The following is a 14,401-nucleotide window of genomic DNA, read 5'->3' as shown; positions in this document are numbered from 1 at the left end:
GATTCACTTAATTTAAGAGAGTACGAACCGTCTAAAGAGAATTCGTTTAAATTTTCAGTTCCTTGATCACCACCAAATTCATCGGTTAAATCAATTTGTCCTAAATTAAAATAACTTAAACTAGTTGCCCAGGCACTTCTATCATCTATTTTATTTGCAAAGCTAAAACCTCCAACAAAAACATCGTTTGTAAGCTCTCTAAGCCAAGGTGTATAAACAACCCCAATTGAAAATTGAGATTTCATAAACGCAAATTTTGAGGCGTTCCAATGTTGCGAATAAGAGTCTGGTGATGTAGCAACACCAATATCTCCCATACCTCCGGCTCTAGCATCTGGCGCTATTAATAAAAACGGCGCAGCGGTTGTTATAGGGTTTGGATCATCTTGAGCATTACTTTTAAAAAAGGTAAGAACTATTATTAATACAAGAGTAATTTTTTTCATTATTATATATTTAACTTTACAAATATCTCAATTTCTTATTGAAGAATTACCAATTTTTCTACTTTTTGAGCAGAAATATTTGATGTTACTGCTTTCACTTTTAATTTATATACGTAAACTCCTTTTCCTATTTTGGATCCAAAATCATCTAACCCATTCCAAACCAAAGACCTACACAACCCTCCTTCTGTTATAACCGATTCATTAATTGTTTTTACTAATTTTCCTGAAACAGTAAAAATTTGCACTTGAACGTTTAATAATTCATTTGGTTTGTTATGATTAAACCAAAACTCTGTATAATTAACAAACGGATTAGGGTAATTTAAAACGTTTGTTAAAACCAATTCGCTATCATCAACTACAAAAAATGTAAACGTTGATTCTGAGTAATTATTGTAAGTATCCCATGCTTTTAGGGTTATTGTATGTAATCCTGGTTCTAAATTTTTAAATAAATAACTAACTTTTCCTTTTTTATAGGTGTTTAGTTCTGTCTCATAATAATCATTTAAAACAATTGGATTGGATTCGTCACCATCTAAAATGGCTATAATATCATGGTCAATAGCTGTTATTGAAGTATTTATTCCATTTTCATCTTCTAAAACTGCAATAAATAATGGTGATTCATTAGTATTTCCACCGTCAATAAAGCTTAAATCATTCATATACAACTGAATAGTTGGACCTTGAGAATCTTCTGGAGCATCCGTATTTATGCCGCCAATAGTTATATCTGCGTTGTATCCACCTTTATTAATTACATTATCCGTTGCATAAAAACTTAATTTTCCTTTTCCATAAGCTATTTTTATATCTTTTGGAGTAACAAAATCAAATTCAAATTGTCCATTTTCAACTTTAGATTTTCCCTTAAATATTTTACTTTCAATAACATCAAACTGCATTGTAATATTTTTATTATCGTTATCTAATGTTTCTTTAATAATTTCTTTATCAAAAACGGTAACATCTAATTCCCCATTAAAATCGTTTAAAACCTCTCCTAAATTATTTGTTACTTCACCAGTAAACTTTACATAAGATAATGCTTTAATTGTATCTTTAGATTGTTCCATAGCAACCCCGTTCATTGTTTTTAATTTAATATCAACGGTTGGTAATTTCATTTTCATAGCCGGATCTCCAATCATATAAATAAAGTACCGCTGAGATGTAGAAAAACTATTTTTTGTTTTCATTAATGCTTCTGCAATGGTATTATCTTCTCCGCTAAAATTTAATAAGTTTTTAACCAAAGCTTCATTAAAAGATTGTCCAACACTTATATAAATTTCTCTGGTTGTTGATATTAAAGATGAAGCTCCCCCTTCTGAATTCCACAATAAATATTCTCCAGCTGTACTATGACCCGGATTATCAAACCTTGAAAACTCGCAAGTTACAGTTACAAATAATGGCAATTTATATTCATTTGTTAACTCTTTTATTTCAGAAACGTTAAAAACCGACTCTGATGCCCATCCGTTTTCACCTCCGTGACCAAAGTAATTTACCATTACTGTACCAGATTCAATTGTATTTACAATATCTGTATTTACTGTTGGGTATTTATTTCCGCCTGATGTAGTAACCTGTTTATATGCATCTAAATAAATTTTATTTAAATTGAATAAGGGCTTTCGATTTGCAATTGTATCGGCAATTTTCTCCATATTTATTTGAAGCGTTTCTTCTCCTGTAGCATCAATATCATCTGCAATTAATGTTATATTTGAGTTCCAATCTCCGTAAGATTTTTTACCGTAGTATTGCAATAATTTATCTACAACTTGTTGTGCTTCTAATACATTTGAAACTGGTATTCTACCTGTTGCTATATCTTGTCTGTTATACGAACTTAAATCACCTTCATTACTATCCATCATTCCATAAAAATCATCCGTAACATAAGAAGATGCTAAATTAAAACTATCATAAGCTTCTACTACAGGAACAATATTGGTGTTACCTCCTATTCTATCCTTATAATCGTATGATGCGTCTCCAAATAAACAAACATATTTAATTTTATTGGTAGTAGCATTGTCGTATAAATGTTTAATAAAATCTCTAATTCCAGTTAAATCAGGTGAACCAGAAGCAAATTCATTATAAATTTCATCTATTGTTACCACTTTGGAAATTAGGTTTGAATTTTCTGAATGATAATCAGCTAAACGCTGTGCTTGAGATTCTAACGTTTTTGAGGTTACTACTAAATAATCGATATTTTTTAGCTGATGTAAATTTTGATTTGCAATTGCATTGCTTTCAATTACTGTTGGCTTAAAATAATCATTTTCGTTCAACGCTATATATTCTTCTAAAGTTCCTCCGTTTACCTTAAAGGTAAAATTTGAGTTTGAAGATTGATTTGAAATAATTTTTGGATTTAAAAAATCGGTAACATTCCAAACTTGATAAATTTGGTTAGAATTTTCAATCGAATATTCATACAAACCTGTATTATTTGCAACATCAAAATTTCTAAAAGAAAACTGACTACCACTAGCTTTTAATTTTTTACTTCCAATTATCTCAATATAATCTAAGTAAGCCCTTGCTGTTGGATTTCCACCATTATTATAATACAAAGCAACCTTTACAGAATTTCCTGAAGCCGAAACAGTATTGCTGCTTTCTACGCCAATAGCATCTGTTAAACCACTAATTGCAGGAAAACTAATTGTTGAAAAACTTTGGCTATTTACAGAAACGCTCATACTTGAAGTTAAACCAGAACTTGCAACACTTCTAACTCTTACAAAAATGGGTTCTAACTCGTTAATATTTTCAAAAGGAATTGAATAAGATCGTGTTGTTTCAACTCCAAAAGTATCGCCTAACCATTGTTGCCCTGCACTGTACAAGTTAATTAAATCTTGCTCAAAAAAAACAAAATCATTAAACGTAGTTATTTGATTACTTGTAGTAGAAGTAATAGCAGATTGAGATTCAATTCGTTTCCCTTGCTCATCACCAACATTTAAAAAATAATACGCTTTTTCGCTGTAGATATTATATTTATGCCTTGAATTGTATTTAGAGGCTGTATCCTTCTCCCAAACATGTGGTCCTATTGCATAAAAAAGAATATAATCATCACTATCAAATTTTAAATCTGCCTCTCCACTAACGTAAATTCCATTTTCTTGTAAATCTGCTGCACGGGTTCCACTGTTTAAAACAGGTAATAAACCTCCACCATTTCCAAAAATTCGTATTGTTTTCGGATTTAAATTTTTAGTGTCAACACCTAATTTTTGCAAAAATGATTTATCAATTTTAAAAACACCTGTAGTATCTACAGCAAATTTATACCAACTACCGGTGGCTAATACGGAATTTTCTACAACAGCATCTTTTAAATTTTTATTAGAAACCTGACTTAAATTATAGTTTAAATTAAAAGATTTTAATCTTTTAATAACATTTCCTTCAAAAATATAAGGAATAACATTTAGAATAATATTAGACTCATCTCGCTGATTTACAACATTTAGCTGCACATCTAATTCATTTGAAAATTTAAAATTCTTCACAAATTGATTTTCACTAAAAGGAATGCTTTCATATACCGCATTTGTAACAGAAAACGAGCTAACTTCAACACCTTTATCCACACTCCATGTTTGGTTAAAAGTAGGAATCAAATCTTCATTTAAAGTATTATTTGTTATTAGGCTTGTTTTTGTAGTATTTGATATAGAAATTGCAAAACTTACATTATCATTCCATTCCAATAAAAAACTTTTTGAAACATTTTTTTGAGCCCAAAGCGAATTTAATCCAAAAATAAAAAGCGCTATAAAATAAATTTTGTATTTTTTCATCAAATTATAAACGATAATAATTGATTGTTATTTTTATATAATGCAACATTACATATAATAATGTTGAAAAACAATCGTTAGAATAAAACATAATTAAAATTTTTGTTGTAAAAAAATTATTTTAATGTAAATTGCGACACATTAAACCCTACTTAATATTAAAATGAATATGAAAAATATTTTTAATGTTACTAAGTTTTTATTATTAGGAATTATTAGCATAGCTATTGTTAGTTGCCATAATAGATCCAGTAACAATTCATCATCACTAACTGGCTGGAGTTCAAAAGATAAAAGTTCTGGAGGATTTTCTTCAAACACTAACTATAAAGGCCAACAAGCGCCTCCTGGAATGGTATTAATTGAAGGTGGTTCTTTTACTATGGGACAAGTACAAGATGATGTTCTATTTGATTGGAACACTACTCCTGTGCAACAACAAGTACGATCTTTTTATTTAGATGAAGCCGAAGTTACAAACTCTGAGTACCTATTTTATTTAGAATGGATGGAAAAAGTATTCCCTCCTAGCGATCCTAGATATGCAGATATTTACCAATCTGCAGTTCCAGACACATTAGTTTGGAGAGATGTTTTAGGTTTTAACGAATTACTTACAGAAAATTATTTAAGACATCCTGCGTATGCAGATTATCCAGTTGTAGGTGTTAGTTGGGTACAAGCAAATCAATATTGCAAATGGAGAACCAATATGGTTAATGAAAAAATATTGATGGATAAAGGGGTTTTAAATCCATTATTTAAATCAGATACATTACTAATTCAAGGTCAAAATCATTTTAACACAGATGCTTATTTAGAAAATCCTAACTTACTTTTTAATGGTGATTCAACTATTTATAATAAAGGACTTCCTAGTAATGTAGCAAGAAAAAAAGGAGAAGCTAGACCTTCAAGAGATGAATTTACAGGAAGACACGTAAAAGTTTCTGATGGAATTTTAAGTACTAAATTTAGACTTCCTACAGAAGCTGAATGGGAATTTGCAGCAAAAGCTATTGTTGAAAATAGAGAATATAACAACATTAGAGGAAGAAAAAAATACGCTTGGGATGGAAAATATACCAGAAATAAATCAAAACGTTATAAAGGAGACCAATTAGCTAACTTTAAACAAGGAAAAGGAGATTATAGCGGTGTTCCTGGTTGGAGTAATGATGGTGCAGATATTACCATTTCAGTAAAATCTTACGATCCTAATGCCTTTGGTTTATACGATATGTCTGGAAACGTTGCAGAATGGGTTGCAGACGTTTATAGACCAATAATTGATAATGATGCTAATGATTTTAATTATTTTAGAGGTAACATATTTACTAAAAAAATGATTGATGCTGAAGGAAAAGTTGTTATGGTTGATGATAATTCGGTTGAATTTGACACTTTAGACAATGGTAAATTAATTGCTAAAGAATTACCTGGAAGCATAAAATACGTACCTGTTACAAAGCGTGATGCTTATATGCGTAATAATTATGAAAAAGCATATAACGTTGATGCAAAAGATGGTGATTTGGCTTCTACAAAATTATACAACAAAAATGAAGACGAATTAGAAAGTAAACCAAGAATGTATAACTCACCTATTAAACCAAGAGTAATTGGAGAAAGTGGTTTGTTAATGCAACAGTATGATGTAGAAAAGAGAAATACTTTAATTAGTGATAAATCACGCGTATTTAAAGGAGGTTCTTGGAAAGATAGAGAATATTGGTTAGATCCTTCACAAAGAAGATATTTACCTGAATATATGGCCACTAACTATATTGGTTTTAGATGCGCTACAGATAGATTAGGACCAATGACTTACAAAAGAAGAAAACCAACTACAACAAAAGTGAACTATTAATTTTTGTTAAATAAATTTATTGACCTCACTAATTTTTTAGTGAGGTTTTTTTTATCTTTAAATTATGAAAATAGAACAATTATATCAGCTTTTTTTAGAGAGCTCTTTAGTGGATACTGACACAAGAAAAATTAGAAAAGGAAGTATCTTTTTTGCTCTTAAAGGAGACAGTTTTAATGGAAATTCTTTTGCTTTAAATGCTTTAGAAAATGGCGCTGGATATGCGGTAATTGATGAGGAAAAATACAATATACATCCTAATACAATTTTAGTTTCTAATGTTTTAGAAACACTTCAAAAACTTGCAAATTACCACAGAAAACAATTAAACACTCCAATCATTTCTTTAACAGGTAGTAATGGTAAAACAACTACAAAAGAATTGATAAATGCTGTGTTATCAAAAAAATACAAAACTACAGCTACCATAGGTAATTTAAACAATCATATTGGAGTGCCTTTAACCCTTTTATCCATAACATCAGCAACAGAAATTGGTATTGTTGAAATGGGTGCAAATCATATAAAAGAAATTGAAACATTGTGCAACATAGCCGAACCAAACTATGGCTATATTACAAATTTTGGAAAAGCTCATTTAGAAGGATTTGGCAGTGTTGAAGGTGTTATAAAAGCAAAATCTGAATTGTATAATTTTTTAAGAAGTACTAATGGTATTGCTTTTGTAAATGCTGATGATAACCTTCAAATAAAGCAATCGGAAGGAATTAAAACTATTAACTTTAGTGAGAACGATATAAAATTTGTTGAAGCAAATCCGTTTGTAAAAGTTAATTTTAAAGGTATAGAAATTACTAGTAAGTTAATTGGTAAATATAATTTTAACAATATTGCTGCAGCTATTGCTATAGGTAACTATTTTAATGTTTCTATTGAAAAAATTAAAGAAGGAATTGAGAATTACACACCATCTAATAATAGATCTCAAATTATTGATAAAGGAACAAATAAAATTATTTTAGACGCCTATAACGCAAACCCAAGTAGTATGACTTCTGCTCTTGAAAACTTTAATCAATTAAAAGACAGTTCAAAAATAGTTTTTTTAGGAGATATGTTTGAATTGGGAAAAGATAGCTTTATAGAACATCAAAAAATTGCGGATTTAGTAAATTCTTATCAGTTTAAAGAAGTGTATTTAATAGGAAAAGCATTTTCTACAACAAGTGCAAAAAATGCTTTTATTTATGATAGTTTTGAAACTTTTAAAGCTTCAAAAAACAAATTAAATATTAATAATGCTACAATTCTAATTAAAGGTTCACGAGGAATGGCTTTAGAAAGAATTTTAGACTTGTTCTAATTTTAGTTTTTCTTGGTGGTATTCAATAAGACCGTCAATTGGTCTTCTTACCACTTTACCTAAAACAATTCTGTAATAATTGGCAACATCTTCTATAATGTCTTTAGCAAAAAAAGCTATAGACCCAACAAAATGTACTGGTACATGTTCACTTTCTTGATAAGTTAAAACTCTGTTTTTAAAGAAATCTACAATACCTGCTCTAAGTACTTTATTAAAGTAAGCTGTACGCTCATTTTTTAATAAAAACTCAGCAAATGTTGCTAAATAAGCATTTGGATTTTCTTCCTTATAAATATTTCTTTTTATAGTATCTGCATCCAAATCAAATTGTTCTTCAAAAAGTTTTGCTTCTTTTTTAGGCATTTTTCCGTAATAATAATCTTGAATTAATTTTTTTCCAAAATAATTACCACTGGCTTCATCCATTAAAATGTACCCTAAAGATGCAACTCTAGTTTCAACATTTTTACCATCAAAATAGCTACTGTTAGATCCTGTTCCTAAAATACAAACAATTCCTGGTGTTGTAGTTACTGCATACACCGCTGCAAAAGTATCTTCTTTTACTGTAACTTTAGCATTAACAAAAAATGATTCAAATATAGACTTTAAAAGTGCAGTCATTCTTTCAGTTCCGCAACCGGCACCGTAAAAATAAACTTCTGTTACTTGGTCTTTACAATTTGATATTTCTTCATTTTCTAACATTCGTCCCATTATGGAATCGTCATTTAAAATTTCAGGATTTAATCCATTGGTTCTTGTTTTGAAAACCTGATTTCCAGATGTATCTAAACAAATCCAATCTGCTTTTGTAGAACCTCCGTCTGCTATTAGAATCATTTTTTAATATATATTTTTATTGATAATTAATTACTTTACGTTAGCAATGTAAGTAGCTAAATCAACTAATTTAGTTGAGTAACCAAACTCATTATCATACCAAGAAACTAATTTAAAGAAATTATCGTTTAAGGCAATACTAGCTTCAGCATCAAATACAGAAGTCATAGATTCTGATACGAAATCTTGAGAAACTACAGCTTCTTCAGTATATCCTAAAACACCTTTTAAATCTCCTGATTCAGAAGCTGCTTTTAAAGCTGCTTTTACTTCATCCCAAGATGCTGCTTTTTTAGTTCTAACAGTTAAATCTACTACAGATACATCTGGAGTTGGAACTCTAAATGACATACCAGTTAATTTTCCGTTTAATTCAGGAATTACTTTTCCAACAGCTTTTGCAGCTCCAGTTGAAGAAGGAATAATATTAGCTAAAGCACTTCTACCACCTCTCCAGTCTTTTCTTGAAGGACCATCAACAGTTAATTGAGTTGCAGTTGTAGCGTGTACAGTTGTCATTAAACCTTCAACAATTCCAAAGTTATCATTAATAACTTTAGCTAAAGGTGCTAAACAGTTTGTAGTACAAGAAGCATTAGATACAATTGTATTTGCTGCTGTAATTTCTTTATTGTTTACACCCATTACAAACATTGGGGCATCAGCTGAAGGTGCAGAAATTGCAACTTTTTTAGCTCCAGCAGTAATATGTTTTCCAGCTCCTTCTAATGAAGTGAAAATACCTGTACAGTCTAATACGATTTCTGCTTGTACAGCATCCCATTTTAAATCTTCTGGATTACGTTCAGCAGTAATTCTAATTTCTTTACCGTTTACAACTAAGTTTCCGTTTACAACCTCAACAGTTCCGTTAAATTTACCGTGTACTGAATCGTATTTTAATAAGTAAGCTAAGTGATCTACATCTAATAAATCATTAATTCCTACTACTTCAATGTTTGGTCTTTCCATTGCAACTCTAAATGCAATTCTACCTATTCTACCAAATCCGTTAATTCCAATTTTAATTGTTGACATTTTTATCGTTTTATTTATTAATCAATTATTTATACTGAAGTTATTTCAGCAACTTTTAGTAATTCTTCGTTAATATCGTGGTTCATTTTAATAGCTTTATTAAAACCTACAGAAGTTACTTCGTTGTTTGTAATACCAACCATAACTCCAGAAGTTCTATCTAGTAATGCCTCTACTGCTGCAACACCCAATCTACTTGCTAAAACTCTATCATAACAACTTGGAGAACCACCACGTTGCATATGTCCTAATACTGATACTCTAATATCGTAAAAAGGATATTTTTCTTTAATAAAATCGGCTAATTCAAATACGTTTTTACCAATTTTATCACCTTCAGAAACCACAACTAAACTAGATGTTTTTCCTTTTTCTCTACTTTTGTCTAGAGATTCTACCAACCTGTCTAAACCTAAGTTTTTCTCTGGAATTAAGATTTCCTCAGCTCCTGCCCCAATCCCGGCATTTAAAGCAATAAACCCAGCGTCACGCCCCATTACTTCAATAAAAAATAATCGGTTATGTGAACTTGCTGTATCTCTAATTTTATCAATTACTTCAACTACTGTATTTAAAGCAGTGTCATAACCTATTGTGTTATCAGTTCCATAAATATCGTTATCAATAGTTCCTGGAATTCCTACTACTGGAAAATTAAATTCTTCAATAAATTTTAATCCTCCTGTAAAAGTACCATCACCACCAATAATAACTAACGCACCTACTCCAGCTTTTTTAAGATTTTCGTATGCTTTAGCTCTTCCTTCTTTGGTTCTAAACTCTTCAGATCTTGCAGATTTTAAAATTGTACCTCCTCTGTTTATAATATTACTAACATGGCGAGCCGAAAGAGATTCCATATCTCCTTCTATTAAACCTTGGTATCCTCTATAAACACCAATACAATCTACTCTATAATATGTACATGCTCTAACAACGGCACGTATGGCAGCATTCATACCTGGCGCATCTCCACCAGAAGTTAAAACTGCTATTTTTTTAATTGGTTCATTCATTACTTAAAATTATTGTTCAAAGGTACTTTTTAATGCTATTTTTTCCTACAATCGCTACCAATATTCACTAAAACGATTTCGATAAGAAAACCTTGCTAAATCACATTTTTTCAGCATTTTAAATATATTTTTAATTTTAAAATGCATACAAAAATAACAATTTATACTTGATAATAGAAATATATCCAAACTATACTTTATTAAACATAAAAAACTCCTAATAGCTTAGGAGTTTTTTTTAAAATTCAGATTGTTTTATAAATATTACTGATTACTATATAATTTTGTTAATTAACCTTAAAAATAAATGATGTTAATGTATCTAATTCAATGTTAAAAAACCCTATTCCATCTTTTACAATAAGTTTAGTTTTGTATTTTTTATACAGTTGATCTTGCAGTGTATAAGTTCCATCATTCAACCCCCATTCTTTAATAATTGCTGGTGGAATTTGAAGATCTAAATCATAATTAACCATTGCATCAAAATTTGCAACAATAATTAATTTTTCTTTTTCAGACCATCGAACAAATGAAAATACTTTATGGGTATAGTTAAATACATTTTGACGATTATAACTATGAATTTCGGCGTATTTCCCCATTAAGGCATCACTATTAATGGTGAAATTTAACAACCGCTTATAAAAATCTCGAAGTTCTTTTTCTTGAGGTGTTGAAGAACCTCCATCAAACTTTTTATTATTCATCCAACGTTGATGTGTTGGAACACCTACATAATCAAATATTGAAGTTCTGGTTGGCGAACCAAAACCTGCTTTTTCAGCTCCAGGCTCTCCAACTTCTTGTCCAAAATAAATCATAGTAGGTGAAGTACTAATAGTTGCCGAAACCACCATTGCTGGTTTTCCTTTTTCTGCTGATCCTGCAAAATCTGGACTTGCAATACGTTGCTCATCATGATTTTCTAAAAAGTGCAACATATTGTGCTCAATATCAGCTTTGTAATCTTGAATCCCAATAATATGATCTGTCCAACCATGACCTTGCATAATATTTTTTATAGTATCATATAAAGCAACTTTATCGTATAAATAATCCATTTTCCCTTTACGAATATAATCTCTATACATATCTGGATTGTATACTTCTGCCAATAAAAAAGCATCTGGATTTACCATTTTTATAGATGAATTCATATAACTCCAAAATTCAACAGGAACCATTTCTGCCATATCATATCTAAAGCCATCCACACCTTTTTGGGTCCAGTACAAAGCAATATCTCTAAATTTTACCCAAGAACTTGGTACTTTTTTATCTTTCCAAAACTCAAAATGTGCTTTATAATCTTTACTATCAAAACCTTCTGGTAATTCATCAAAATCTTTACGTCCATCAGGACTTACACCATAATTAATTTTTACAGTTTCGTACCAATCGTTAATATTAGGTTGCGATAAACGAGAACCATTTCCTGTCCATTTTGCAGGAATCTCTTCAAACTTACCATCAGCTAAAGCTTGTTTTTCTCCTCCTAAAGGTAAATAGCCATGTTCCCAAAACGGAACTTTAAAAGCTTCTCCAGGATTGTAATAAAAATTATTATCTACGTGATACTGAACAGTTTTATCGTCTGTTGCCCCAAAACTTTTAACACCTGCAGGATTTGTTTTTCCTTCATAATTACGAGCTACGTGATTAGGAACTATATCAATAATTACTTTTAAACCTATTTTATGAGTACGTTTAATTAACGCTTCAAATTCTTGCAATCTGTTTGCTGGATTTACCGCTAAATCTGGATTTACATTGTAGTAATCTTTTACTGCATATGGTGAACCTGCGCGCCCTTTTACAATATCTGGATCGTCGTTAGATATACCAAATTCTGTATAATCTCTAATTACATCATGATGAGGCACACCTGTATACCAAATATAGGTAACTCCTAAATCTTTTATTTCTTGAAGGGCTTTCTCAGTAAAATCGTTAAATTTTCCTACGCCATTTTCTTCTATCGTTCCCCAAGGTTTATTGGTTGTGTTTGTATTTCCAAACAAACGTGTAAAAACCTGATAAACAACTTCTTTTTGATTTTTTTTAATTTCCATAGTTTGTTGTTCTTCCTTTTTTTCTTGTTTACAAGCTGCTAAAATAATAAATAGACTTGCAAAACCTCCTATGATTGTTTTTTTCATAATATTTTATTTTTTAATCAAGCTTATTGCAAAACCTCCGCCTGGAGCTAACAGAAAAGTTTGTTTTGATTTATTGGAAATTTCTAATTTTTTAATATTTATTGAAGTTGGATTTTTATCCCAATCTGCATCTTTTCCATCTTCATAAATTGTTGCTAAATATGTAGTGTTTGGACTTAAAAAACTAAAATCAATCTCCATTGTTCTTGCATTTTCATCGGTAATTCCACCTACAAACCAATTTTCTGATGTTCTTTCCTTTCTAGCAATGGTAACAAAATCGCCTATTTCGCCGTTTAAAACTTTTGTTTGTTGCCAATCTACCCCTACATCTTTTATAAATTGAAATGCAGGATTTCCTTCGTAATTTTCAATTAAATCTGCTGCCATTTGAATTGGGCTGTAAATAACCACATACAAAGCCAATTGCTGAGCTATGGTAGTATTTACTTGATTTTCCTTTTTCCATTTATCAAATTTAATATCAAAAATTCCAGGAGTATAATCAATTGGTCCTGCCAACATTCTTGTAAAAGCAACAATTGGTAAATGTTCTGCTGGATTTCCACCATCACTTGCCCAAGCATTAAATTCTTGTCCGCGCAAACCTTCTCTAGAAATTGTATTTGGATAGGTTCTTCGTAAACCAGTATCTTTAATTGGTTCGTGCGCATTAATTGCCACTTGGTATTTAGCAGCTTTAATTACGGCATTGTTATACTGATTTACCATATACTGCCCGTGATGATATTCTCCTTTTGGTAATATTTTACCTACATAACCAGTTTTTACTGCGTGAATTCCTAAACTTTGCATTAATGCATACGCTGTATCTTGCTGTTTTTCATAAGTTTTAGTTGCAGCAGAAGTTTCGTGGTGCATAATAATTTCAACACCTTTTTCTTTTCCGTAACGTACTACTTCTTTTAAATCATAATCAGGATAAGGAGTTACAAAATCAAACACACCTTCTCTATCTTCAAAACCAATCCAATGTTCCCAACCGGTGTTCCAGCCTTCAACCAACACAGCGCCAATATTATTTTTTGCTGAAAAATCTATAAAAGCTTTTGCATTTTCAGTAGTTGCACCGTGTTTTCCATGTGGTTTTAATTCAGTTGTATGCGAAGTCATATCTTGCTGAGCACTCATATCCCAAGTAGATTTTCCTAAATGCATTTCCCACCAAATTCCCATATATTTTGTTGGTTTAACCCAAGAAGAAACATCGCCTAATTTATTTGGTTCATTTAAATTTACAATTAACTTAGATTCAATTAATTCGCCTGCTTTTTCAGCAATTTGAATGGTTCTCCAAGGTGTTTCAAAAGGAACAGTTCTAGCCACTTTATAATCTCTATTAGCAGAACCTACCAATCCGCTAATCATTGTAAAATTAGTGGTATCTACTTTTAAAGTCATATCTGCATAATCAATTAATGCAGCTTCGTGAAAACTTAAATGCAAACCGCTTTCGGTTTTCATAGTTACTGGAGTATTTACAGCGTTTATTGGAATAAAAGTTTGCCCTAAATCAGGATGATTTGCTTTTGATAATGCATCTATTTTTGAAAAATTGGTAGTACTAAATAAATGCTCGTAAATATCCCAATCTCCTGGTGTCCACCAAACTTTATGATCTCCAGTTAAATTAAACTGTGTATTTTCATCGGTAATAAATACTTCCTTTAAATTTTCCTGTTCAGGAAACTCATATCTAAAACCAATTCCATCATTAAAAACTCTAAAAATAATGTTTAGTTTTCTTTTTAATTCTGATGTTTCTTGTAGTTCAATTTTTAACTCATTATAATTATTTACAACATCTAATTGTTCTCCCCAAGGCATTTGCCAAGTTTC

General features: G+C 30.5%; 9 protein-coding genes. 2 read left to right on the top strand and 7 right to left on the bottom strand.

Annotated features, from left to right (window positions below):
• Both ABY298_RS11005 and porU read right to left on the bottom strand, forming a co-directional pair.
• Nucleotides 1–446 (bottom strand): PorV/PorQ family protein (locus tag ABY298_RS11005; RefSeq protein WP_372746106.1); only part of this gene is annotated, 446 nt, incomplete at its 3' end.
• Nucleotides 447–481: 35 nt separating this feature from the next.
• Nucleotides 482–4,285 carry a type IX secretion system sortase PorU gene (gene porU / locus ABY298_RS11000; protein ID WP_372746105.1) on the bottom strand — a complete coding sequence of 1,268 codons (3,804 nt, stop codon included), beginning with the start codon at nucleotides 4,283–4,285 and terminating at the stop codon, nucleotides 482–484.
• 169 nt (nucleotides 4,286–4,454) lie between these two features.
• Here porU and gldJ point away from each other — a divergent pair, with 169 nt between their 5' ends.
• Nucleotides 4,455–6,155 carry a gliding motility lipoprotein GldJ gene (gene gldJ, locus ABY298_RS10995; RefSeq protein ID WP_372746104.1) on the top strand — a complete coding sequence of 567 codons (1,701 nt, stop codon included), beginning with the start codon at nucleotides 4,455–4,457 and terminating at the stop codon, nucleotides 6,153–6,155.
• A gap of 64 nt (nucleotides 6,156–6,219) precedes the next feature.
• A complete protein-coding gene (gene murF, locus ABY298_RS10990) occupies nucleotides 6,220–7,479 on the top strand; it encodes a UDP-N-acetylmuramoyl-tripeptide--D-alanyl-D-alanine ligase (protein ID WP_372746103.1) in 1,260 nt (419 codons plus the stop codon).
• On the opposite strand, the gene ABY298_RS10985 is transcribed toward murF, so the two are convergent.
• The 5 genes from ABY298_RS10985 to ABY298_RS10965 all read right to left on the bottom strand — a co-directional run.
• Nucleotides 7,465–8,325, bottom strand: coding sequence for an N-acetylglucosamine kinase (locus tag ABY298_RS10985; protein ID WP_372746102.1), 861 nt, complete (start codon nucleotides 8,323–8,325; stop codon nucleotides 7,465–7,467). The two genes, murF and ABY298_RS10985, sit on opposite strands and share 15 nt — an antisense overlap.
• A 30-nt stretch (nucleotides 8,326–8,355) precedes the next feature.
• Nucleotides 8,356–9,363 carry a type I glyceraldehyde-3-phosphate dehydrogenase gene (gene gap / locus ABY298_RS10980; protein ID WP_372746101.1) on the bottom strand — a complete coding sequence of 336 codons (1,008 nt, stop codon included), beginning with the start codon at nucleotides 9,361–9,363 and terminating at the stop codon, nucleotides 8,356–8,358.
• 29 nt (nucleotides 9,364–9,392) lie between these two features.
• The gene (gene pfkA, locus ABY298_RS10975; protein WP_372746100.1) at nucleotides 9,393–10,379 is read right to left on the bottom strand and encodes a 6-phosphofructokinase; all 987 of its coding nucleotides are present in this window, start codon (nucleotides 10,377–10,379) and stop codon (nucleotides 9,393–9,395) included.
• A gap of 287 nt (nucleotides 10,380–10,666) precedes the next feature.
• Nucleotides 10,667–12,541, bottom strand: coding sequence for an alpha-amylase family glycosyl hydrolase (locus tag ABY298_RS10970; protein WP_372746099.1), 1,875 nt, complete (start codon nucleotides 12,539–12,541; stop codon nucleotides 10,667–10,669).
• A gap of 6 nt (nucleotides 12,542–12,547) precedes the next feature.
• The coding region (locus tag ABY298_RS10965; RefSeq protein ID WP_372746098.1) for a glycoside hydrolase family 97 protein at nucleotides 12,548–14,401 on the bottom strand (1,854 nt) is incomplete at its 5' end.

Source organism: Lutibacter sp., assembly GCF_041596795.1.
Taxonomy (GTDB): Bacteria; Bacteroidota; Bacteroidia; order Flavobacteriales; family Flavobacteriaceae; genus Lutibacter.
This window is presented reverse-complemented; position numbering and strand designations above follow the sequence as displayed.

Excerpts from the sequence above, each read along its gene's own strand:
- porU (WP_372746105.1), bottom strand. The coding sequence starts at position 4,285 with ATGAAAAAATACAAAATTTATTTTATAGCGCTTTTTATTTTTGGATTA.
- gldJ (WP_372746104.1), top strand. The coding sequence starts at position 4,455 with ATGAAAAATATTTTTAATGTTACTAAGTTTTTATTATTAGGAATTATT.
- murF (WP_372746103.1), top strand. The coding sequence starts at position 6,220 with ATGAAAATAGAACAATTATATCAGCTTTTTTTAGAGAGCTCTTTAGTG.
- ABY298_RS10985 (WP_372746102.1), bottom strand. The coding sequence starts at position 8,325 with ATGATTCTAATAGCAGACGGAGGTTCTACAAAAGCAGATTGGATTTGT.
- gap (WP_372746101.1), bottom strand. The coding sequence starts at position 9,363 with ATGTCAACAATTAAAATTGGAATTAACGGATTTGGTAGAATAGGTAGA.
- pfkA (WP_372746100.1), bottom strand. The coding sequence starts at position 10,379 with ATGAATGAACCAATTAAAAAAATAGCAGTTTTAACTTCTGGTGGAGAT.
- ABY298_RS10970 (WP_372746099.1), bottom strand. The coding sequence starts at position 12,541 with ATGAAAAAAACAATCATAGGAGGTTTTGCAAGTCTATTTATTATTTTA.